Origin of the sequence: Micromonospora sp. NBRC 110037 (assembly GCF_001652995.1) — a bacterium.
In the GTDB taxonomy this organism is placed as follows: domain Bacteria; phylum Actinomycetota; class Actinomycetes; order Mycobacteriales; family Micromonosporaceae; genus Micromonospora; species Micromonospora chalcea.
Map to the genome: position 1 here is coordinate 592,138 of NZ_BBVA01000004.1, position 22,496 is coordinate 614,633.

Below are 22,496 nucleotides of genomic sequence, written 5' to 3' on the forward strand. Positions count from 1 at the left end.
AGGAACGACATGTCCTACCCACCGGCCGGGGGCGACAACCCGCCCCCGGCGCCGGGGGGCACGGTCTACGGCAACGTGTACGGCAGCCGGCCCGCGCCCCAGCAGTACGACCCGAACCAGCCCGCCCCGACCCTGCACCAGCCCACCGCGCCCGACGGCGCACCCGGGTACGGCGGATACCAGCCCGCCGCGCCGGGTCAGCCGGGCTACGCGCCGGGCGCCGCTCCGGTGCCCCCGCCGATGTCGGCGCCGCCGGTCTCCGTACCGCCGGTCTCCGGCCCCGGCTACCCGCAGCCGCTGTCGGCCCCGCCGCTGTCCGCCCCACCGGTGTCCGGCCCCGGCTACGGCCCGCCGCCGATGTCCGGGCCGCCCGGCCCCTACGGACCGGCCGGCGGCGCGCCCGCCGGCGGCGGCCGGAGGTGGGCCCCGCTGGTCCTCGGCCTCGTCGCCGCGTTGCTGTTCGTCTTCGGTGGCGTGATGACCTTCCTGTACGTCTCCACGGACGGCGAGCTGGACAAGTCCCGGCAGCTGGTCAGCCAGCGCGACGGCACCATCTCGGCGAACCAGCAGGAGATCGAGAAGCTCAAGGGTGAGCTGAAGACGGTGCAGGAACGGCTGTCGGACACCCAGCAGGACCTGACCGGCACCAAGAACGACCGGGACGAGCAGGCCCGGCAGAAGAAGGTCATCGCGAGCTGCCTGGACAAGCTGACCACCGCCATCGCCGCCGCGTCGCGTGGCGACCGGGCTGCCTTCGAGGCGGCGAACAAGGGTCTGGACAAGGTCTGCGACGAGGCCGAGAACTATCTCTGACCTGTACTCGCCGAAGGCCGCCCCGGTTCGCCGGGGCGGCCTTCGCGTATCCGGCCGGGTGTGGTCAGGCGGCGCCAGCGGAGCGCCGGGGCAGCGCGGTGACGCCGGGCGGCGGCAGGCCGGCCGTGGAGGCCAGCAGCGTGCACCAGCCGAGCAGGTGCGGACCCAGATCGGCGCGCAGCGGCGTCCAGGAGGCGCGGATCTCGATGTCGCCGGCGGCGGGCGGCCCGGCCAGCTCGCCGAACCGGGTGGAGAGCGTCTGGGTGACGGTGCCGCCGATCGCCCGGTGCCCGGCGCCCTGGGCGTCCAGCGCGTCGGTCAGCCAGGTCCAGCCGACGCCCGGCAGCAGCGGGTCGCTGGCCAGGTCGACCTCGAGTTCGGCGGTGACGTACGTGACCAGCCGCAACGTGCCCTGCCACGCCTCGTGCCCGGCCGGGTCGTGCAGCAGGATCAGCCGGCCGGTGGCCACCTCGTCGTCGTCGCGCATCACGGCGGCGGAGAGCGCGAACGCGAACGGGGCCAGCCGCTGGGGCGCGCCGACCTCCTCCAGGATGATCTCCGGGCGGGGTGTCACCGACCGCAGCCCCGCGACCGCGCGAGCGAACGTTTCCGGGAGCGCGATCGGGGGGGCCATGCGGGCAGCCTATGCGCGCCCACCGTACGGCGCGCGACGGCGCGCCGGGTGATCGACGGTTAAGAAGGGGCCCTTCCTCTACCGGAGGCGTTAAGCGGGGGCCCTTCCTTCTACGTCACAAATGCGGACGGTGAGCGCGGGCGCCTGCCGGGGGCGTGGCACGATTGCCGCGATGACCACCGACACCACGGGCACTGCCGCCCGAGACGGAGAACCCCGCCGCGGCGGGCCGGCCGACTCGCCCTTCGTGCGCGCCTGCCGGCGCGAGCCGGGCCCGCACACGCCGGTCTGGTTCATGCGCCAGGCCGGCCGGTCGCTGCCGGAGTACCGCGAGATCCGGGCGAACGTGCCGATGCTGGAGTCCTGCCGCCGGCCGGACCTGGTCACCGAGATCACGCTCCAGCCGGTGCGCCGGCACGGCGTGGACGCGGCGATCCTGTTCAGCGACATCGTGGTGCCGGTCGCCGCGGCCGGCATCGACCTGGACATCGTGCCCGGCACCGGCCCGGTGGTGGCCGAGCCGATCCGTACCGCCGCCGACGTCGAGCGGATCTCCCCGATCGGCCGCGACGAGGTGTCGTACGTGGACGAGGCGGTCCGCCAGCTCGTCGTCGAGCTGGGTGACACCCCGCTGATCGGCTTCGCCGGCGCCCCGTTCACGCTCGCCAGCTACCTGGTCGAGGGCGGGCCGTCGCGTACCCACGCCAAGACCAAGGCGCTGATGTACGGCGACCCGGACCTGTGGCACGCGCTGTGCGCCCGGCTGGCCGAGGTGACGCTGGCGTTCCTCCAGGTGCAGATCGACGCCGGGGTCTCCGCGGTGCAGCTGTTCGACTCGTGGGCCGGCGCGCTCTCCGAGGCCGACTACCGCCGCTTCGTGCTGCCGCACTCGACGTACGTGCTGGGCGGGCTCGCTGACTCCGGCGTGCCGCGGATCCACTTCGGGGTGGGCACCGGCGAGCTGCTCGGCGCGATGGGTGAGGCCGGCGCCGACGTGGTGGGCGTGGACTGGCGTACGCCGCTGGACGTCGCCACCGGCCGGATCGGGCCGGACAAGGCGGTGCAGGGCAACCTCGACCCGACCGTGCTGCTCGCGCCCTGGCCGGTGGTGGAGACCGAGGTGCGGCGCATCGTCGAGCAGGGCCGGGCCGCTCCCGGCCACGTGTTCAACCTCGGCCACGGCGTCCTGCCGGAGACCGACCCCGAGGTGCTGACCCGGGTGGTCGCGCTGGTGCACGAGCTGACCACGCGACCGGAGCGCTAGGAGGCGACAGTGGTGCGACCGTGGCGGGTGGCGATCGTCGGTGGCGGGATCACCGGGCTGGCCGCCGCCGTCCGGTTGCGCGACAGCGCTCCCGAGGGCACCGAGGTCACCGTGTACGAGCAGTCCGGCCGCCTCGGCGGCAAGCTGTTCACCGGTGAGCTCGCAGGCGGGCTGGTCGAGTTCGGCGCGGAGTCGTTCCTGATGCGCGACCCGGCCGGTGGCGAGTCGGCGGCGGTGACGCTGGCCCGGCGCCTCGGCCTGGCCGAGGCGATCGTGCACCCGACCGTCGGGCAGGCCGCCCTGCTCGTCGACGGCACGTTGCGCCCGGTGCCGGGCGGGACGCTCGTCGGCGTACCCGGGGATCTGGAGAAGGTGGCGGCGGTCGCGCCGCCGGCCGCGGACGCCGACCGCGACGCGGGCCACCCGTTGCTGGCCGACGGTGAGGACACCTCGGTCGGTGAGCTGGTCCGCAAGCGTCTCGGAGACGCGGTGGTGGAGCGGCTGGTCGATCCGATGCTCGGCGGCGTGTACGCCGGGCGGGCCGACGACCTGTCGCTGGTCACCACGATGCCGGCGCTGGCCCGCGCGGCACGCGCCGAGCACACGCTCGTCGGCGCGGTACGCGCCGCGCAGGCCGCCGCGCCGCGCGCGCCCGGCGCCCCGGTCTTCGGCACCCTCGCCGGTGGACTGAGCACGCTGGTCGAGGCGGCGGCGACGGCGAGCGGCGCGACGATCCGGCGGGGCGCGGCGGTACGCGAGCTGCGCCGCACCCCGTCCGGATGGCGGCTCACCGTCGGGCCGACCCGCGACGCCGAGCACGTCGAGGCCGACGCGGTGCTGCTCGCGGTGCCGGCCCGCCCGGCAGCCCGGCTGCTCGCCGCCGCCGCGCCCGAGGCGGCCGACACGGTGGGCGCGCTCGACTACGCCAGCGTCGCCCTGATCACCCTGGCCCTGCCCGGTCCGGCCCTGCCGGAGCTGTCCGGCTTCCTGGTGCCGGCCGGTGAGGGGCTGACGATCAAGGCGTCCACGTTCTTCACCACCAAGTGGGGGCACCTGCGGCGGCCGGACGGGCTGGCGCTGGTGCGCGCCTCGGTCGGCCGGTACGGCGACGAGACGTCGCTGCAGCTCACCGACGACGACCTGGCCGACGCGGTGCACCGGGAGCTGTCGGCGGTGCTCGGCGCGCCGCTGCCGACGCCGGTGGCCCGGCACGTGCAGCGGTGGGGCGGCGCGCTGCCCCAGTACACGCCCGGGCACACCGCCCGGGTGACGGCGGTCCGGGCGGCGCTGCGCGCCGCGTACCCGACGCTTGCCGTGGCCGGGGCCGGCTACGACGGCGTCGGCATCCCGGTGTGCGTCCGCTCCGGCGAGACGGCGGCCGAAGAGATCATCACGGCACTGGAAGGATCGGCAGCATGACCGAGCAGACCAACGCGGCGCGGCTGCGGGAGCTCAACGAGACCATCCGTTACACGATGTGGTCGGTGTACCGGGCCACCAGCCCGCTGCCGTCGCTGCGGGAGAACGTCGTCGACGAGGTCGAGTCGCTCTTCACCGAGCTGGCCGGCAAGGACGTCACGGTCCGGGGCACGTACGACGTGGCCGGGCTGCGCGCCGACGCCGACCTGATGATCTGGTGGCACTCGTCGTCCAGCGACGCGCTGCAGGACGCGTACCTGCGGTTCCGCCGCACCACGCTGGGCCGGGCGCTCACCCCGGTCTGGTCGCAGATGGCGCTGCACCGCCCGGCCGAGTTCAACAAGAGCCACATCCCGGCGTTCCTCGCCGACGAGCAGCCGCGCCCCTACCTGTGCGTCTACCCGTTCGTGCGCTCGTACGAGTGGTACCTGCTGCCCGACGCGGAGCGGCGCGAGCTGCTGGCCGAGCACGGCAAGATGGCCCGCGGCTACCCGGACGTACGGGCCAACACGGTCGCGTCGTTCGCGCTCGGCGACTACGAGTGGATGCTCGCGTTCGAGGCCGACGAGCTGCACCGGATCGTGGACCTGATGCGTGACCTGCGCGCCTCCGGCGCCCGGCGGCACGTGCGGGAGGAGATCCCGTTCTACACCGGCCGCCGCCGCTCGGTGGCCGACATCGTCAACTGCCTGGTGTGAAAGGAAGGGCACCTTCTTAACGCCTGCGGTAGAGGAAGGGGCCCCGCTTAACACCCAGCGGGTGTCGAGCAGGGCCCCGACCGGGAAGACCGGCGTCAGGCGGTCGTCGTACAGGACACGATGCTGGGCACCGGGTTCGTCGCACCGGCCGATCCGGTGAAGCCGAACGAGGTGCTCGCACCCGGCGCGAGTGAGCCGTTGTAGGCGGCGTTTCGTGCCGTCACCAGTGTTCCGCTCGTGGTGACAGTGGCGTTCCACGCCGAGCTGACCTGCTGGCCGTTCTGGTAGTTCCAGCTCACCGACCAGCCGCGGATCGGCGAGCCGCTGTTGTTCGTCACCTTCACGTCGGCCTGGAAGCCGCCGCCCCACGAACCGGTGATCGCGTACGTCGCGGTGCAGCCGCCGGCCGGGTTCGGCGTGGTCGGCGGCGGGCTGGTCGGCGGCGTGCTCGTCGGCGGCGGGCTGGTGGGCGGGGTGCTCGTCGGCGGGGTGCTGGTGGGCGGCGGGGTGGTCGGGCCGGACCCGCCGAAGTCCACGTCACTGCACAGGTAGTAGGACTGGTCCAGGTGGCTGGCCTGCCAGATGGTGTAGACGATGTGCCGGCCGGTGCGGCCCGGCGCGTTCGCCGGGATCTGGATGGACACGCCGTCGACCTCACGCGTCCACTGGCTGGCCGGGGTGTTGCCGATCTGGCCGACCAGTTCCAGGTCGCTCCAGCGCAGCGGCGAGGTGAGCGCGTTGAAACCCTGCTTGGTCACGTACACCCGGATGTAGTCGGCGCCGTGGCTGGCCTGGTCGAAGAACTTGACCCGGAAGTTGTTGGTGACCGGCACGGTCTTCCACGCGCCGACGGTGTCGAGCGCGTTGTACCGGCCGTTCTGGGTGCGGCCGCCGCTGCACAGCTGACCGTCCGGGATGGCGCCCTGGTGGTTGCCGGCCACGCCCTCGCGGAACAGGCCGTTCCAGTTCCACATGGCGTTCGGGTCGGCCTGCCACGCCTGCCAGCACATCGGGTCCTGGGTGGCCATGGCCGGGTTCTGGAAGTCACCGCCCCAGCGCTGCCAGCAGCTGTAGGCGCGCGAGGCCGGGTCGACCACCGACCCGTGCGCCGAGGCCGGGCCGGAGAACGCGGTGGTGAGCAGCGCCGCGACGACCGCGCAGACGCCGAGGATCGCCGCCGCGAGCGGTAACGGGCGGCGGTACGGAGTGGACATGGAAAGCCTCCGGGATGGGTGTCGGTGCACGACGCCCGGACTGTCGGGAGTTGCCCTCTCCCGCGTGGCGGCTCCGCCCGCACGTTGCCACAAAAAGTGACAAACGTCAATGAGTTGGGTCGCGGCGCATCGGGGTGTGCGGGATGCCGTCCTCGACGTAACCGGGACCGCTGACCGTGAAACCGAATCCCGCGTAGAAGCCCACGAGGTGCGTCTGCGCGTCGAGCACGCATGGCCGGTCACCCACCACCGCGAGGGCCTCGGCCATCAGCGCGCCGGCCAGGCCCGCGCCGCGGGCCGCCGACGCCACCACCACCCGCCCGATCCGCGCCACGCCGCCGGGGTCGGCCAGGATCCGCAGGTACGCGACCACGGCGCCGTCGCTGGTCAGCCACAGGTGGCGGGTGCCGGGCTCGACGTCCCGGCCGTCCAGTTCCGGGTACGGGCAGGACTGCTCGACCACGAACACGTCGATGCGTAGCCGGAGCAGGTCGTGGAAGGTGCGGGCATCCAGGTCGGCGAAACCGGCCAGGTGGGACTCGACGGGCATCGGCCCAGGTTAGGCGGCGCCCCGAGGTCCGGCCGGGCCGGGTGCGGGACGGCCGGGGCGCGCGCGTCAGGCGGGGCGGGCGCCGACCGCGTCGCGTACCTCGGCGCCCTGCTCGCCCTCGACGGCGCGGGCGCAGTGGGCGCAGCAGAAGAATCGGCCGGAGACCTCGACGCCGTGGCCGACGATCTTGATCTGGCAGTGCTCGCAGATCGGCGCCATCTTGTGCACCGCGCACTCGAAGCAGTCGAACGTGTGCCGCGACCCGTCGACCGTGCGCACCTCGAACGCCATCCAGTAGTCGTTACCGCAAACCTCGCAGGTTGCCATGCGAAACCCCCCGAAAACGGACCTGTCATCCGAGAGTCGCGCAGACGACACCATCGAGCAACCGGAACCGGCGAACCTGATCCGGCCCTACGGCGAGTCGCTCCCGGCGTGTCGAGCGTTGACTCCGGTGACCGCCGAAAATCCCCGGAGGATCCGTGATCAAGCGCAACAAGCTCTTCGGCAACCAGACCCGGGTGACGTTCTCGCTGCCCCGGGACACCCCGCCCGGCACGGTGAGCGTGGTCGGCTGCTTCAACGGCTGGGAGCCCGGCCGGCACGAGCTGGTGCCGCGCCGCGACGGCACCCGTACCGTGACGGTCCGGTTGAAGCCGGGGGAGTACCGCTTCCGTTACCTCGCCACCGGCGGCGTGTGGCTGGACGACGAGGCCGCCGACCGGGTGGACGAGGCCGGCGGCCTGCTGCGGCTGTGACGCCGCCGTCAGCCGGCGCTGGGCTCCAGCCGCACCGAGATCGAGTTGACGCAGTGCCGGGTGTCCTTCGGGGTGAAACCCTCACCCTCGAAGACGTGCCCGAGGTGGCTGTCGCAGCGCGCGCAGCGGATCTCGATGCGGCGCATCCCGAGCGTGTTGTCCGGGATCTCCTTGACCGCGCCCGGGATGGCGTCGTCGAAGCTCGGCCACCCGCAGTGCGAGTCGAACTTGTCCTCGCTGCGGAACAGTTCCAGCCCGCAGGCCCGGCAGTGGTAGACGCCGGGGGTCTTGGTGTCGACGTACTCACCGGTCCAGGGCGCCTCGGTGCCGGCCTCGCGGAGCACCCGGAACTCCTCGGGGCTCAGCCGCACGCGCCATTCGTCCTCGGTACGGGGCAGTTCGTTGTCGGAAAGACTCACCCCTTCACGGTACGTCGGCTGTCGGTGGCATCGCATATGGTCGCGTGATGGCGGGCAAGGGCACGGTCGAAGAGATCGAGGTAGCCGGGCACACGGTGCGGCTGAGCAGCCCCGACCGGGTGATCTTCCCCCAGCGGGGCTTCACCAAGGCCGACGTCTTCCGCTACTACCTGGCCGTCGGCGACGGGATCATGCGCGCCCTGCGCGACCGGCCGACCACGCTCCAGCGCTTCCCCGACGGCATCGAGGGGGAGATGTTCTTCCAGAAGCGGGTGCCGCAGCGGGGCGTACCCCCGTGGGTCCGCACCGCGCGCATCGCCTTCCCCAGCGGCCGCCCGGCCGACGAGCTGTGCCCCGCCGACCTGGCGCACGTGGCCTGGGCGGCGCAGATGGGCACCGTCGTGTTCCACCCGTGGCCGGTGCGCGCCGCCGACACCGACCGCCCCGACGAGCTGCGCGTCGACCTCGACCCGCAGCCCGGCACCGACTTCGCCGACGCGGTGACCGCCGCCGGTGAGCTGCGCGGCCTGCTGGACGAGCTGGGCGTGCCCGGCTGGCCGAAGACCTCCGGTGGCCGGGGCGTGCACGTCTACCTGCGCATCCAGCCGCGCTGGACGTTCGTGGAAGTCCGCCGCGCCACCATCGCGCTGGCCCGCGAGCTGGAACGACGCCGCCCCGAGCTGGTCACCACCGCCTGGTGGAAGGAGGAACGGGGCGAACGGGTCTTCGTCGACTTCAACCAGATGGCGCGGGACCGCACCATCGCCTGCGCGTACTCGCTGCGCGCCAACGCGCGCGCCACCGTCTCCACCCCCGTCGACTGGGACGAACTGCCAGAGGTAGACCCGGACGACTTCCACCTGGGCACGGTGCCGGGCCGGTTCGCCGAGCGCGGCGACCCGCACGCCGGCATCGACGACGCCCCGTGGGACATCACGCCGCTGCTGGAGTGGGCCGAGCGGGACGCGGCGGACGGGCTGGGCGACATGCCGTACCCGCCGGAATACCCGAAGATGCCCGGCGAGCCGAAGCGGGTCCAGCCGTCGAAGGACCGCGACCGCCCCCGCCCCTGACGCCCGGGTGACCACGGCTCAGGCGGGCGCGGTGAGCATGCTCCGGACCGACGCGACGATGTGCCGGGGGCGGCGGTAGAGATCGGTGGCGGTGTAGACCCGCATCCGCCAGCCGTGCTCGGCCAGCCAGTTGAGCCGGGATCGATCGTGGTGCAGCCGGCCGGGGTCTAGGTGGGACCGGCCGTCGTACTCCAAGCCGATGCGCCGGTCGCGATAGCCTAGGTCGAGGCGGTAGATCAGGTTTCCGTCCTCGTCGGGAACCCACAGTTGGGGCTCCGGCGGAGGCAGCCCGCCGTCGATCAGCAACAGGCGCAGCTGGCTCTCCTGCCGGCACTCCGAGCGCGGGTCGGCGAGCGCGACGAGTTGGGTCGCCTGTCGTACTCCCCGCAGGCCGGCGTGCCACGCCACTTCGGTGAGCAGGTCCTCGCGGCGGCAGGCGCCGGCACGGAGGCAGAGATCCAGCACCGGCAGCGCGTCCGCCCGCCGGATCACGCGGGCCAGATCCACGGCGCAGCGGGCAGCCGGCGCGCAGGGGATGCCGGCGATCTCCACCGCGTCCGGCACCGGCAGCACCGTCTGATGCGTCGCCACGCCCCGGATTCGCCGCGCGCTCACACCGGGCGGCACGATCACGTGCACCCGGTCGTCGGTCACCGCCCCGAACCGGTGCAGTCGCGCGCCGGTGTGGAACCCCGCGACGGTTCCCGGCGGCAACCGCCGGAACAGGGCGCGCAACCGATTCGTCTCGTCGTCCGCGTACCCGTAGACACCCCGGGACAACCGCCCCAGCCGCCCCGCCTCCACCTGGTGCCGTACCGCCGCACGGCTCACCCCACCCGCCAGCAACTCCCCATACCGCCACACCCCCGCACTCTCCCGCCCGCTGCCCATGGAAAGCCGCCCCTGTGGACAGCCGCCGTCGATCTTGGAGTTGTGGTCGTGCACAAAAGCCGCATCGGCGTCATTCGAGGCACCACAACTCCAAGATCGACGGGGAGAGTGCGCGGTGAGGCGGGGGGACCGATAACGATCATGTAACGGGCGCGAACCTTTTCCGGGGTGTCACTGCTCTCTCTCGGCATCGGCCCGCCGGGGCCAGGAGAGGACGTCGGATGAAGCTGGTGTGGAGGCGGGCGGTAGAGGCCCGTGGGCTGCTGCTCGCCGCCGCTGTCGCGGCACTCGTCGCGGTCGCTTTGGTCACCGGGCTCTCCGACTACAACCGCCGGGCGGTGGACGCGGGCGCCCGGGCGGTGCTCGACGCCGCCCCGGCGGAAGAGCGCAGCCTGCTGATCAGCGGCTCCGGCGGCGCCGACGCCGCCGCGTATGCGGAGCGGGGCCGGGCGGTACGGGCACAGTTCGCGAACGGGCTGGGCGGGGCGCCGGTCACGGTGGCCGGGGTCCGCTCCGGCACCGGACGGGAGCTGACCGGTGACGTGGGCGCCGCCCGCACCGACGACGACCCGATGTTCGCCAACCTGGCCACGCTCGACGACCTGCCGGCGCACGCCGAGCTGACCGCCGGGGCGTGGCCGGTGCCCGGCAGCAACCCGCTGCAGGTGACGTTGCCGGAGACGGTGGCCGCGCAACTGGGCCTGGAGGTCGGCGAGCGGGTGCCGCTGTACGACCGGGGCGCGGAGCGGGCCAGCACGGTGGTGGTGGCCGGCACGTGGCGGCCCCGGGACGCGGCCGAGGCGTACTGGCGGCTCGCCCCGGGGGTGGGGGAGAGCCAGGGCGACGCGGAGGTCACCTCGTACGGGCCGTTCGCGCTCGACCCGGCCGACTTCGCCCGTACCTTCCCCGGCTCGACCTCGGCGGCCTGGCTGGTGGACCCCGACCTGGTGGCCGTCGAGCCGGCCCGGTTGCCGGCCGTGACCACAGCGCTGAACGAGATCACCGAGCGGCTGCCCGAGGCCACCGGACTGGGCTCCTCCACGCAGCAGGTGAGCCACCTGGACCGGCTGGTGGACCGGCTGGGCCGGGCCGACCTGGTGGGCCGCTCCGCGCTGCTCACCCCGCTGCTGCTGATCGTGGTGCTCGGCGGGTACGCGCTGGTGCTGGTGGCCGCGCTGCTCAACGAGGACCGGCGGGCGCAGACCGCGCTGCTGCGGGCCCGGGGCGCCGCGCGTCGGCAGATCGCCGGATTCGCCGTACGCGAGGCCACGCTCGTGGTGGCGCCGGCGCTGCTGCTGGCCCCGGCGTTGACCGGGCAGGCGGTCCGGTATCTCGGCGCGGACCTGCGGCTGGCCGACGGCGACCTGGCCCGGGTCTGGGTGGTCGCGGTGGGCGCGGCGGTCGGCTGCCTGCTCGCCATGGTGCTGCCGGCGTTGCGCCGGGCCGGCACCTACGTCGCCGACATGGCGGCCCGGTCCCGCCCCTCCCGCAGCGCCGCCGTGCAGCGCGCCAGCGTGGACGTGGTGCTGGTGGCGCTCGCCGTGCTCGCCTGGACCCAGCTGCGGCAGTACTCCTCGCCGCTGGCCGGCGCGAACGGCAGCCTCGGCATCGACCCGCTGCTGGCCGCCGCGCCCACGATCGGCGTGCTGGCCGGCGCGGTGATCGCGCTGCGGCTGCTGCCGCCGACCACCCGGATCGCGGAACGCTTCGTCGACCGCCGGCCGTGGAACGCCACCATGTTCGGCATGTGGCAGGCGGGGCGTCGCCCGCACGCCGGCCCGGTGCTGCTGCTCGCGCTCGCCGTCGGCGGCAGCACGCTCGCGTGGTCGCTCGTCGCCTCCTGGGAACGCTCGCAGCGCGACCAGGCCCAGCACACCGTCGGCACGGACCTGCGGCTGACCGAACGTGACGGCACCGCCCCCGCGGACCGGGCCGCCCAGTTGGCCGCCACGCCCGGCCTGGACCGGGTGCTGCCCGCCTGGCGTGACGACGTACGCCTGGGCCGCGAGGCCCGGCCGGCGACGGTGGTGGCCCTGGACGCCGCCGCCGCGAAGGGGATGATCCGGCTCGACGACGCCGACGGCGGCGCGTCCACCGGTGCCCTGCTGGACCGGCTCGCGCGCGGCCGGGGCGCGCCGGTCGGCGGTGTCCTGCCGGCCGGGGCGAAGACGTTCTCCGGCATTGTCCGCACCCCGGTGGAGAGCATGTACGACCGGCCGCGCGTCGCCGTGACCGCGCTGTTCGCCACCGACGCCGGGGCCACGTGGCGGGTCCGGCTGGCCGAGGCCGGCGGCGAGGGACGGCCGGTGCGCTTCTCCGTGCCGCTGCCCGACACCGGCGGCGCCCCGCTGCGGCTGGCCGGTTTCGAGGCCGACGGCGGTGACGCCACCGGCAACTCGTACCGGCTGCTGCTCAGCGACCTGCGGCTCACCGACGGCGGCGGCGCGGCGCTGCCGTTGCCGGTGGAGGGGGCGTGGCGGGTGATCGACCCGGGCAGCGGGCCGCGCCGGGACGCCCGGGCCACCCCCACCGAGGTGGACGCGACGCAGGGCTTCGACGTGCCCGCGGGGCTGTTGCAGTTTGCCCGGGTGCCGTCGTCCCGGTTCGCCGTGGTGCCCATGGCCGAGGACCCGCCGGTGCCGGTGCTGATCACACCGGGGGTCGCCGCCGCGCTGAGCGTGCAGACCGGTGACACCGTCAAGCTGTCGGTCTCCGAGGTGACGATCGAGGCCACGGTGGTCGGCCAGGTCGCCGCGATCCCCGGCACCGCTGGCGACGGCGTGCTGCTGGACCTGCCCACCGCCGGTACCCAGTTGCTGGAACGCAGCGGAGGCATACGGCCGGTGGCCGAGTGGTGGCTGCGTACCACGCCGGGTGGGCACGCCGCCGCGACCGAGGCCCTCGCCGCTGTCGGCGGCACGGTGCTGCTGGACCGGCAGCGCGTGGCGGAGGAGGCCGCGGGGGACCCGTACTGGCAGGGCGCCCGCACCGGGCTGCTCGCCGCCGCGCTCGGGTCGGTGCTGCTGGCGCTGGTCGGCCTGGCGGTCGACGTGTGGGCCACCACCCGGCGGCGGCTCACCGAACTGGCCGTGTTCAACACGCTCGGCGCGAACACCCGGCTGCTGGCCCGCGCCTACCTCGCCGAGCAGGGTTTCCTGGCCGCGATCGGAGTCGGCGTCGGGCTGCTGGTCGGCGCCCTCGTCGCGGCCACCATGGTGCCGCTGGTGATCCTCACCCCGGCCGCCGGCCGGCCGGTGCCCGAGGCGGTCTTCACAGTGCCCTGGGTGCCGATCGGGGCGACCGCCGCCGGGCTGCTGCTCGCCGCGCTCGCCTTCGCCGCCGTCATCACCACCGGCATCCGCCAGCGGGTCGCCGCCGCGCAGCTCCGGATCGGAGGAGAACGATGAGCCTTCCTGGTGCCGCGCGCCGGGTCCGCGCATACGGGGGGCAGTTCCTGCTGCTCGCCGTCCTGACCCTGGTGACCGCGCTGTTGATCACGGGCGTGCCCCGGGTCGCCGACCGGCTGACCGGGCAGGGGCTCACCGAGTACGTGGCCGGTCAGCCGGTGGCCCGCCGGGACCTCACGTACAGCACCGCGCCGGACGTCGTGCCCGCCTCGGAGCAGCCCGTCGCCGCCAGCCGGGGGACCCTGCTCGCGGCGATCGAGGAGAAGATGCCCGCCGAGGTGCGCGACACGATCGGCGAGCGCTGGTTCGCGGCGCAGACCGTCCCGGGGCGACTGCGCGGTCCGACGCTCAGCGACGACAAGGGGCTGATCGACCTGCACCTGCGCGCCGGCACCGGCATCCGGGAGGCGGCCACCCTGGTCGACGGGCGGTGGCCGGAACGCGGCGTCACCCCGGCCGGCGCGATCGAGGTGACGCTCGCCGAGACGATCGCCACCACGCTGGGCGTCGCGGCCGGCGACCGGTTCCGTCTCTCGCTGCTGGACGCCGACAACAACGTGCTCAACTCCCGCCCGGTCGACCTGGTCGGCGTGTGGCGGCCGAACGACCCGGCCGGCGGTGTCTGGGACACGCTGCCGTCGATGCTGAAGCTCAGCCCGCCGGAAGGCGACGGCCAACCGTTCGTGGGCGTCGCGTACACCGCCGACGCGGGTCTGAACTCGATCACCGCCGGGGAATGGCCGGTGGCCTTCGGCTGGCGGTACCGGATCGCACCGGACCGGCTCGAACCGGGCCGCCTCGACGCGCTGATCGCCGGCGTCGACGGGCTGGACCGGGCCCTGCCCACCGAGGTCAAGGTGACCCTCAGCCAGGGCGTGGACATCCCGCTGCGGCGCTTCGCCGACTCGCTCGCCGCCGCGCGTACCCTGCTCGCGGTCATCGCCGCCGGGCTGCTCGCCACGCTGGCCGGGCTGACGCTGCTGGCCGCCCGGCTGGCCGCGAACCGACGCCGCGCCGAGTTCCACCTGATCCGGGCCCGCGGTGGCTCGACGGGTGACGTGCTGCGCCGCGGTCTGGCCGAGTCGCTGCTGGTGCTGCCGGCCGCGGCCGGGATCGGCTGGCTGCTCGGCGGGTTGCTGCCCGGCGCCGGGTCGCCGTGGCTCTGGGTGCTGATCGCCGGGCTGCTGGCCACGCTGCTGCCGCCACTCGCCGCGCTTGCGGTCGGCCGACGCGCCGGTGGCCGCTCCGACCTCGGCGGCCGGTCGCCCGCCGTCCGGCTCACCGTCGAGGTGGCGGTGCTCGGGCTGGCCGTGCTCGGCGCGTTCCTGCTGCGCCGCCGCGGGCTCACCGCCGGTTCGGTGGATCCGCTGCTGGTGTCCGTGCCGGTGCTGCTGGCGATCGCGGCGGCGCTGGTGGCGCTGCGCGCGTACCCCTGGCCGTTGCGGCTGGTCAGCCGCGTCGCGGCCCGGGCGCGCGGCAGCGTCGCGTTCCTCGGCGCCGCCCGCGCTGGCCGGGCCGCGAGTACCGGGCCGCTGGTCGTGGTGGTGCTGGCCGTCGCCACCGCCGCGTTCTGCGGCGTGGTGGCGACCGGCATCGAGAGCGGCCGGGACACCGCCGCCGCCCAGGCCGTGCCGGGTGACCTGCTGGTACGCGGGGAGCGCTTCGCGCCGGACACCGCCGGGAAACTGGCTGAGCTGCCCGGGGTACGCGCTGTCGCGCCGCTGCTCACGGTGCCGGCCGAGCGCCCGTACGCCGACCGCGCCGGCCGCCCCGCGCCGGTCACCGAGCTGCGCGTGGTGCTCGTGGACGGCGAGCGGTTCGCCGAGGTGGCCAGTGCGGCAGGCGTACCGGTGAGCGTGCCCGACCCGGTGCGGGCCCGCGCCGACGGGAGCACGCCGCTGCCGGCGCTGGTGTCCCCGGCGGTCGCCGACGAGCTGGCCGACGCCGGGCTCGCCGACGCCCAGGGGGACCGGCCCGCCTGGCTGGACGTGCAGGGCAACCGGCTGCCGGTGCGCACCGCCGCCACCGTCGACGAGTTCGCGCTCGTCGGCGACGGCGTGGCGCGGTTCGTGGTGCTGCCGTGGCCGGCGTTGCCGGCGGACGCGCCGCACCAGCTCGCGCCCACCGGGTTCGTGCTGGCCGGCGCGGGCGTGGACGCCGCCGAGGTGGACCGGGTCGCGCGTGAGGGGCAGAACCGCTACCTGCGCATCGGCGGGGTCGAGGCCGGGGACAAGGCCCGCGCGCCGGAGGTCACCACCCGCTCGGCCGTCCGCGCCGACCTGGGCGGCACCGGCGTGAACGGCCTGCTGGTGTTCGGTTTCGCGCTCGGCGCCGGGGGCGGCGCCGTGCTGGGGCTGCTCGGGCTCGCGCTCGCGGTGCTCGCCGGGGCCCGCTCGCGCGGGCAGGTGCTGTCCCGGCTGCGCACCATGGGCCTGTCCCGCCGGCAGTGGCGCGGCATGCTGATGGTCGAGCTGACCCCGCTGGTGCTGGTGTCGGTGCTCACCGGGGCGGTGGTCGGCGCGTTGCTGCCGCTGCTGCTCACGCCGGTGCTCGGGCTGCCCGCCTTCACCGGCGGCGTGGACGTACGCCCGCAGTTCGAACCCGGCCTGGTCGCCGGGGTGTCGGTCCTGGCCATGCTGGCCCTCGGCTTCGCGATCACCGTGGAGGCCGTGAACAACCGCCGGATGCGCCTCGGCGAGGTGCTGCGGCTCGGAGAGGAGAGCTGAGATGACCGCGACCGCCGAGACGTCCGTACCGGACCTGGCGTCCCTGCAGCAACGCGCGGCCGAACGGGCCGCGCAACGGGCCGGAGGGCGGGACCGGCTGCGCGGGCACATCGTCTGCGACGGCCTGGTACGCATCTTCAAGACCGAGGGCGTCGAGGTCGTCGCCCTGCAGGGCCTCGACCTGGTCATCGACCGGGGTGAGCTGGTCGCGATCGTCGGGGCCTCCGGCTCCGGCAAGTCGACCCTGCTGAACATCCTGTCCGGCCTGGACACCCCGACCGCCGGCATCGCCCGGGTCGCCGACTACGACCTGCTGTCGCTGTCGAACAAGCGGCGGCTGGCGTACCGGCGGGAGGTGGTCGGCTTCATCTGGCAGCAGACCGGCCGCAACCTGCTGCCGTACCTGACCGCGCTGGAGAACGTGGAGCTGCCGATGAAGCTGGCCGGGCGGGCCGGCGGGCGGCGCAAGCGGCGGGAACGGGCCCGCGAGCTGCTGGACATGGTCGGCGTCGGCTACTGCGCGGACCGCCGTCCGGGCCAGATGAGCGGCGGCGAGCAGCAGCGCTGCGCGGTCGCCGTGGCGGTCGCGAACGACCCGGAGATCCTCTTCGCCGACGAACCCACGGGTGAGCTGGACGAGGCCACCGGCGCGGAGGTGTTCGCCGCGCTGCGCACCATCAACGCCGAGCTGGGGGTCACCATCGTGGTGGTCACCCACGACCACGCCGTGGCCGGCCAGGTCCGCCGTACCGTCGCGATCCGCGACGGCCGGACCGCCTCCGAGGTACGCCGGACCGCGCGCGTCACCGCCGACGGCGGCACCGAGATGGTCAGCGAGGAGTACGCGGTGCTGGACCGCACCGGCCGGATGCAGCTGCCGGCGCAGTTCGTGGAGGCGCTGTCGCTGCGTGACCGGGTCCGCCTCAATCTGGAACCCGATCACGTCGAGGTGCGCCCCGGTGACCGGACGCACGCCGAGGAGAGTGAGTGATGACCGACCAGACAGTGGTGCTGCCGGCGGTGCCGGGGACGGCAGTCGAGGACGTGGTCCGGGTCGAGGGGGTGAGCCGCACCTTCGGCAAGGGGGAGCACGCCGTGCACGCCGTACGGGACGTCTCGTTCACCGCGCGGCGCGGCGAGCTGGTGGCGGTGCGGGGTCGCTCCGGCGCCGGCAAGACCACGCTGCTGAACCTGGTCGGCGGCCTGGACCGCCCGGACGCCGGCCTGATCCGGGTGGCCGGGCACGAGGTCACCGCCGCGGGCGAGCGGGAGCTGCTGGCGTTGCGGCGGGGCACGATCGGGTTCGTGTTCCAGACGTTCGGCCTGGTGCCGATCCTGTCCGCGGCGGAGAACGTCGGGGTGCCGTTGCGGCTGGCCAAGGTGCCGGCGGCCGAGCGGGAGCAGCGGGTGGCGGTGCTGCTGGAGCTGGTCGGGCTGGGCGGGCACGCGGCGCAGCGCCCGTATGAGCTGTCCGGCGGGCAGCAGCAGCGGGTGGCGGTGGCCCGGGCGCTGGCGAACGAGCCGGACCTGCTGATCGCCGACGAGCCGACCGGCCAGCTCGACTCGGAGACCGGTCGTTCGATCATGGACCTGCTCCGGGCGGTGGTGCACGCGCGGGGGATGACCGCGCTCGTGGCCACGCACGATCCGGCGCTGATCGAGATGGCCGACCGGACGCTGACGCTGCGCGACGGCCGGCTGGCGCCGGAGGACTGACCCGGGTGACCGGGCCGCGCGCCTTCGGGTGGCGGCCCGGCGCCCGATCGCGGCTCGGCGCCGGGTCGCGGCGGCCCGGCGCCGGGTCGCGGCCCGGTCAGAGCGCCAGCTTCATGCCCTCGTGGCTGGCCACGAAGCCCAGGTCGCGATAGAACCGGTGCGCGTCGGCGCGCTGCTTGTCGGTGGTGAGCTGCACCAGCGCGCAGCCGCGCTCCCGGGCCCGGTCGATCGCCCAGCGCATCATCGTCCCGCCCAGCCCACGGCCGCGCCGGTCGGAGCGGACCCGCACCGACTCGATCAGGCACCGCTCGGCGCCGTGCCGGCCCAGCCCGGGGATGTACGTGAGCTGGAAGCAGCCGACCAGCTCCCCGCCGTCGTCGGCGACGATCAGCTCGTTGCGCGCATCGGCGTCGAGGTCGGCGAACGCCCGCTCGTACGCCGCGTCCACCTCGGGCAGGTCACGGGTACGCCCCAGCACGTCGTCGGCGAGCAGCGCGAGCACGGCCGGCAGGTCGGCGCGGACCGCCTCCCGGAAGATCACCTCGGTCATCCGGCCAGCCTGGCACAGTGCCGTGCGCCGGCGTGGCCCGGGCGGCGTCCCGCGTGGGCCCGGGCGGCGTCCCGACGCGGAGGCCGGTTGCGCCGTCCGGGGTCAGCCGCCGTCCAGCCAGCTGCGCAGCGCCCACCACCAGTGCACGGTCTCCGGCACCGTGCACCGCGCGCCCTCCTCGACCGGCGGCCCGCCGGTCAGCTCCCGCAGCCGCCGCAGCCGGTAGCGCACCGTGTTCGGGTGTACGTGCAGCGCGGCGGCCGTCTGGTCCAGCCGCTGGCCGTGGTGCAGCCAGGCGAGCGCGGTGCCGGCGAGGTCCCGGTGGAAGTCGTCGGCCGGGTCGAGCGCGCCGAGCAGCGTGCCGCGCAGCAGCTCGGCCAGGACCGGCTGGGCGGCCAGCGCGGTCTCTCCGGCCAGGTCGGTGACCTGACGCAGGCCGCGCAGCCGCCGGTGCGCCGCCGTGGCCAGCGCCGCCAGGCAGAGCGCGTACATGGCCGGGGCCCGCGCCAGCGGCTGTGCGGGCGTCACCAGCGTCAGCAGGTCGGCCGGTACGGCGTCGGGCGGTCGCGGGAGCAGCCCGGCGAGCCGGTCGTCGACGGTGCCGAGCAGCCCGCCGTGCCGGATGAGCTGCCGGTGCAGCGCGTGCGCGCGTACCGGGTCGGGTGGCGCGGCGACCAGGCAGTGGTAGCGCCCGTCCGGCCGCAGCCCGAACCGGGTCAGCTCGGCCGGGGGCAGGCCCGCCGGGCCGTCGCGCAGCAGCCGCCGCAGCAGGTGCGCCCGGGCCGCCGCGCCGGTGCGGAGCAGATCCCGTTCGGCGGCCCGATGCCCGTCGACCACTGCCCGCTCCACCGCCGCGGCGTACCGGCCGATGGTGAGCAGCCCCTCCAGCAGCACCTCGTCCGGGATGCCGGCGGCCCGGCCGTGCCGCACCACCAGCTCCACCGCGCGGTCCCGCCCGGCCTGCACCCCGCGCAGCAGCCCGGCCACCGTGACGCCCTGCGCGGCCCGGTCCGCGCCCAGCCGCCGGGCCTCGGCGAAGTCCCGTCCGGCCGGGTCCTCGTGGCGTTCCAGCGCGCCGAGACCGCTGGTCAGCAGCAGGACCACCTGGCGGCGTACCTCGTCGGCGGGCAGCCGGGCCACCTCGGGGGAGTTCACGCGGGCCGCCCGCGCCACCTCGTCGACGGCGGCCGGGTCGGCGGACAGGTCGCGCAGCAGCGTGCCGAACGTGGGGACGTTCCCGGTCCGGGTCACGCCGCCTCCCGTTGTCGTCGCGGCACAACCAGGTCGCGCGGGCGTTGGCGTCCGGTCCCTAGCCCCGGCGGCCGGCCGGTTGCTCTCCTGGTTGTTACCGCAAGGTAACACCGTTCGCGCCACTGAGAAACGTCGATGTCGTACCGGCTGCCAGGAGGCGTCCATGACACCCGTGCCACAGCACCCGTCCCGTACCCGCCGCCGCCGTGCCGGCCTGGCCGTGCTGGCCGCGCTCACCCTCGTCGCCCCGGCCCCGCTGCTGACGGCGCCCGCGCCGGCCGCCGCCGCGGTCCCGCTCCAGGAGGTGATGTTCGTCGGCAACAACTGGGACGGCACCGCCGACGTCATCCGGTCCCGTGGTGACTACGCCAAGCTCGGCCGGATCAACGTCATCCCGGACCGCGCCGCGCGGCTGCGCGAGATCTACCTCAACCCGATCAAACTGGCGTACTTCCTCGGCATCCGGCAGGGCCCGGGGGAGGGCCACGACCAGTTCGTCGACGACATGTACACCACCCCCGACGGCAGCGCGGTGGTGGTGTCCCGGCCCAGCTTCGCCGACGTCGTCTCGATCGACCTCGCCACCGGCGCGCTGCGCTGGCGGTTCCCGGTCTCCGGCTACCGCTCCGACCACATGGCCGTGTCACCCGACGGCACGCGCGTCGCGGTCTCCGCCTCCACCTCCAACACCGTGCACGTGCTGGACATCCGCACCGGAACGCAGCTCGGCTCGTTCGGCGCCGGCGACAAGCCGCACGAGAACATCTACACCGACGGCGGCACCCGGCTGTGGAACATGTCCATCGGCGAGGTCAACACCGACCTGGACGCGCCCTGGCTCGACTGGACCAAGGGCGACCGCCGGATCACCGTCGCCGACACCAGCACGTACCAGGTGGTCAAGGTCATCGACATGCGGGACCGCCTCGACGCCGCCGGCCGCCGCGACCTCTCCGACGCGGTCCGCCCGGCCGTGTTCACCCCCGACGGCAGCCGGCTCTACTTCCAGGTGTCCTTCTTCAACGGCGTGGTCGAGTACGACGTGGCAACCGACCGGATCACCCGCATCGCCACGCTGCCGAAGAACCCGGCCACCAGCGAGGACCGCACCACCTGGGTCAACGACTCCCGGCACCACGGCCTGTCGATGAGCCCCGACGGCGCCCGGATCTGCGTCGCCGGCACCATGGACGACTACGCCACGGTGCTGGACCGGGCCACGCTGCGCGAGGGGCCGCTGGTGCCCGCGAACAAGCCGTACTGGGCCACGGTCAGCGGGGACGGCCGGGACTGCGTGATCTCCGAATCCGGCGCGGACCAGGTCACCGCGATCAACTTCGCGACCGGGCAGAAGGTCGCGAGCGTCCCGGTCGGCGACCACCCCCAGCGCGTCCGCATCGGGCACGTGCCGCAGGACTGGACGCCCCCGGCCGCCGGCTGACCGCCGACGTTCGACCGGCCGGCGTCCGGCTCCCGGCCGCCGGCCGGGCCGTCACCGGGCGGGGCAGCGCAGCCCCTCCCGGGGGACGGTGAGCGAGATCAGGTACGCGTCGACCGCCGACGTCACGCACGGCGTCTGCGGGTACGCGGTGTGCCCCTCGCCCTCCCAGGTGAGCACCCGACCCACGCCCAGCATCGCGGCCAGCGCGGGCGTCTGCTCGTACGGCGTGGCCGGGTCACCCGTGGTGCCGACCACCAGGATCGGCGGCGCGCCGTTCGCCCGGCCGGTCGGATACGGGTCCCGCTCGCCGGGCCACTCCACGCAGCCGAGCATCCCCACCGCGAGGGCGGGACCGAACAGCGGGTACTTCTGCCGCCACTGCGACTGCAGCTGGCGGACCTGCTCCCGGGTCGGCTTCTCGGTCTCGTCCGCGCAGTTGACCGCCAGGTTCGCGTCGAACAGGTTGGAGTAGTGCCCGTCCGGCTCCCGGCCCGCGTACGAGTCGGCCAGCTTGAACACGCCGGCCGGGTCACCGCCCTGCAACTCGTCGATCGCCCGGGCCAGCTCCTGCCAGCCCTGCTCGGTGTAGAGCGAGGAGATCACCGCGTAGAAGACCCAGCCGGAGGTCGCCTCCCGGCCGTCCTGCCCGCGTACCGGGGAGGTCTTCGCCTTGGCGATCGCGTCGGTGACCGCACCGCGGGCGTCCGGCGCGATCGGGCAGCGGCCGGCGTTCGCCGCGCACCAGCGGGAGAAGTTGTCGAACGCCCGCTCGAAGCCCTTCGCCTGGCTCTCCGACCCGGCGATCAGCTTCTGCTGCGGGTCGACCGCGCCGTCGAGCACCAGGGCGCGCACACGCTGCGGATAGAGCTGGGCGTAGGTGGCGCCGAGCAGCGTGCCGTAGGAGTAGCCGAGGTACGTCAGCTTGTCGTCGCCGACCGCCGCCCGGACCGCGTCCATGTCGCGGGCCGCCTGCTCGGTGCCGTAGAGCGGAAGCTGGTCGCCGTACTTCGCGCCGCACCGCTCGCCGATGCGCCGGTTGAGGCCGACGAAGCCGTCGAACGACGACTGGCTCTCCGGGTCGGGGTCGTAGCCGAAGCTGGCGTCCAGGTCGGCGTCGGAGATGCACTTGACCGGGCTGGACCGGGCCACCCCGCGCGGGTCGAAGCCGACGATGTCGAACCGGTCGGTGACCGACGTCGGCAGCCCGCCGAACGCCGGACCGAAGGACAGGTAGACGGCGGTGTCCACGCCCGAGGCCCCCGGCCCGCCGGGGTTGACCACCAGCGACCCGATCCGGTCGCGCTGCTTTGTCGAACGGGCCCGGATCAGCGCGATCTCGAACGTCTCTCCCGCGCCTGGCCCGGCGGTCGCGCCGGTGGTTGCCCCGGTGCCCCAGTTACGCGGCACGGCGATGCGGGCGCAGTCGTAGCGCATGTCCGCCGCACCCCGGCCCACCAGCTCGTTCGGCACCTCCGGGCAGGCCCGCCACTCCGGGGCGGTGCCCGGCGGGGCGGCCTCGCCCTCGCTCTCGGCGCGCGGCGCGAACGCCGGCAGCGTGCAGCCGGCGGTGAGCACCACCGCCGCGACGAACGCGGCGAGGGCGGGCCGGAACCGGCGGGTCCGGTCGGGGAAGCCTGTCACGTGGGCGCCTTCCATGATCGTGTCGACCGCC

At 74.6% G+C, this 22,496-nt stretch carries 20 protein-coding genes; 11 read left to right on the plus strand and 9 right to left on the minus strand.

The genetic code is table 11. The features are described from left to right. Positions 1-9: 9 nt before the first annotated feature. Entirely contained in the window at positions 10-813 is an 804-nt protein-coding gene (locus A4R25_RS15690) for a hypothetical protein (protein ID WP_064447160.1), read from the plus strand. Between the two features lie 64 nt (positions 814-877). Here the strand turns inward: A4R25_RS15690 and A4R25_RS15695 are convergent, their stop codons facing one another. Continuing rightward, a complete protein-coding gene (locus A4R25_RS15695) occupies positions 878-1,447 on the minus strand; it encodes a DUF3000 domain-containing protein (RefSeq protein ID WP_043325643.1) in 570 nt (189 codons plus the stop codon). 172 nt (positions 1,448-1,619) lie between these two features. On the opposite strand from A4R25_RS15695, the gene hemE reads away from it, so the two are divergent. Genes hemE through hemQ form a run of 3 tightly spaced genes read left to right on the plus strand, consistent with a single transcriptional unit; the run spans position 1,620 to position 4,828 of the window. Further along, positions 1,620-2,711 carry a uroporphyrinogen decarboxylase gene (gene hemE / locus A4R25_RS15700; protein WP_197494910.1) on the plus strand — a complete coding sequence of 364 codons (1,092 nt, stop codon included), beginning with the start codon at positions 1,620-1,622 and terminating at the stop codon, positions 2,709-2,711. Between the two features lie 9 nt (positions 2,712-2,720). Beyond that, positions 2,721-4,130 (plus strand): protoporphyrinogen oxidase, encoded by a 1,410-nt coding sequence (gene hemG, locus A4R25_RS15705; RefSeq protein ID WP_064447162.1) that lies wholly within the window; start codon positions 2,721-2,723, stop codon positions 4,128-4,130. Further along, positions 4,127-4,828, plus strand: a complete 702-nt coding sequence (gene hemQ / locus A4R25_RS15710) for a hydrogen peroxide-dependent heme synthase (RefSeq protein ID WP_043325639.1) — start codon at positions 4,127-4,129, stop codon at positions 4,826-4,828. The genes hemG and hemQ overlap by 4 nt, the downstream gene beginning before the upstream one ends. 95 nt (positions 4,829-4,923) lie before the next feature. Here the strand turns inward: hemQ and A4R25_RS15715 are convergent, their stop codons facing one another. From A4R25_RS15715 to A4R25_RS15725, 3 genes are all read right to left on the minus strand, one after another. Further along, on the minus strand, positions 4,924-6,042 hold the full coding sequence (locus A4R25_RS15715) for a lytic polysaccharide monooxygenase (protein ID WP_064447163.1): 1,119 nt from the start codon (positions 6,040-6,042) through the stop codon (positions 4,924-4,926). 106 nt (positions 6,043-6,148) lie between these two features. Beyond that, positions 6,149-6,592, minus strand: a complete 444-nt coding sequence (locus A4R25_RS15720; RefSeq protein ID WP_064447164.1) for a GNAT family N-acetyltransferase — start codon at positions 6,590-6,592, stop codon at positions 6,149-6,151. A 66-nt stretch (positions 6,593-6,658) separates the two neighbouring features. Further along, positions 6,659-6,919, minus strand: a complete 261-nt coding sequence (locus tag A4R25_RS15725; RefSeq protein WP_030503017.1) for a hypothetical protein — start codon at positions 6,917-6,919, stop codon at positions 6,659-6,661. A gap of 155 nt (positions 6,920-7,074) precedes the next feature. Here A4R25_RS15725 and A4R25_RS15730 point away from each other — a divergent pair, with 155 nt between their 5' ends. After that, on the plus strand, positions 7,075-7,350 hold the full coding sequence (locus A4R25_RS15730; protein WP_043325634.1) for an isoamylase early set domain-containing protein: 276 nt from the start codon (positions 7,075-7,077) through the stop codon (positions 7,348-7,350). 8 nt (positions 7,351-7,358) lie between these two features. On the opposite strand, the gene msrB is transcribed toward A4R25_RS15730, so the two are convergent. Further along, positions 7,359-7,769 (minus strand): peptide-methionine (R)-S-oxide reductase MsrB, encoded by a 411-nt coding sequence (gene msrB / locus A4R25_RS15735; protein ID WP_030503019.1) that lies wholly within the window; start codon positions 7,767-7,769, stop codon positions 7,359-7,361. A gap of 47 nt (positions 7,770-7,816) precedes the next feature. Here msrB and ligD point away from each other — a divergent pair, with 47 nt between their 5' ends. Further along, on the plus strand, positions 7,817-8,842 hold the full coding sequence (ligD, locus tag A4R25_RS15740) for a non-homologous end-joining DNA ligase (protein WP_064447165.1): 1,026 nt from the start codon (positions 7,817-7,819) through the stop codon (positions 8,840-8,842). 18 nt (positions 8,843-8,860) lie between these two features. Here the strand turns inward: ligD and A4R25_RS15745 are convergent, their stop codons facing one another. Continuing rightward, positions 8,861-9,706, minus strand: coding sequence for a hypothetical protein (locus A4R25_RS15745; protein WP_082931033.1), 846 nt, complete (start codon positions 9,704-9,706; stop codon positions 8,861-8,863). A 248-nt stretch (positions 9,707-9,954) separates the two neighbouring features. On the opposite strand from A4R25_RS15745, the gene A4R25_RS15750 reads away from it, so the two are divergent. The 4 genes from A4R25_RS15750 to A4R25_RS15765 are packed head-to-tail and all read left to right on the plus strand — an operon-like array spanning position 9,955 to position 17,582. Beyond that, a complete protein-coding gene (locus A4R25_RS15750; RefSeq protein WP_064447167.1) occupies positions 9,955-13,140 on the plus strand; it encodes an FtsX-like permease family protein in 3,186 nt (1,061 codons plus the stop codon). Further along, positions 13,137-15,866 carry an FtsX-like permease family protein gene (locus A4R25_RS15755; protein WP_064447168.1) on the plus strand — a complete coding sequence of 910 codons (2,730 nt, stop codon included), beginning with the start codon at positions 13,137-13,139 and terminating at the stop codon, positions 15,864-15,866. The genes A4R25_RS15750 and A4R25_RS15755 overlap by 4 nt, the downstream gene beginning before the upstream one ends. A gap of 1 nt (position 15,867) precedes the next feature. Further along, the gene (locus A4R25_RS15760; RefSeq protein ID WP_064447169.1) at positions 15,868-16,857 is read left to right on the plus strand and encodes an ABC transporter ATP-binding protein; all 990 of its coding nucleotides are present in this window, start codon (positions 15,868-15,870) and stop codon (positions 16,855-16,857) included. Next, entirely contained in the window at positions 16,857-17,582 is a 726-nt protein-coding gene (locus A4R25_RS15765) for an ABC transporter ATP-binding protein (protein WP_030503025.1), read from the plus strand. Before A4R25_RS15760 ends, A4R25_RS15765 begins: the two co-directional genes overlap by 1 nt. Positions 17,583-17,679: 97 nt before the next feature. Here A4R25_RS15765 and A4R25_RS15770 read toward each other — a convergent pair whose 3' ends face one another. Both A4R25_RS15770 and A4R25_RS15775 read right to left on the minus strand, forming a co-directional pair. Next, positions 17,680-18,132, minus strand: a complete 453-nt coding sequence (locus A4R25_RS15770; protein WP_030503026.1) for a GNAT family N-acetyltransferase — start codon at positions 18,130-18,132, stop codon at positions 17,680-17,682. 102 nt (positions 18,133-18,234) lie between these two features. Next, positions 18,235-19,383: a helix-turn-helix domain-containing protein gene (locus A4R25_RS15775; protein ID WP_064447170.1), complete on the minus strand. Its 1,149-nt coding sequence runs from the start codon at positions 19,381-19,383 to the stop codon at positions 18,235-18,237. A gap of 163 nt (positions 19,384-19,546) precedes the next feature. On the opposite strand from A4R25_RS15775, the gene A4R25_RS15780 reads away from it, so the two are divergent. Continuing rightward, on the plus strand, positions 19,547-20,824 hold the full coding sequence (locus tag A4R25_RS15780) for a YncE family protein (protein WP_064447171.1): 1,278 nt from the start codon (positions 19,547-19,549) through the stop codon (positions 20,822-20,824). Positions 20,825-20,875: 51 nt separating this feature from the next. Here the strand turns inward: A4R25_RS15780 and A4R25_RS15785 are convergent, their stop codons facing one another. After that, positions 20,876-22,465, minus strand: a complete 1,590-nt coding sequence (locus tag A4R25_RS15785; protein WP_157539071.1) for an alpha/beta hydrolase — start codon at positions 22,463-22,465, stop codon at positions 20,876-20,878. Positions 22,466-22,496 lie beyond the last annotated feature (31 nt).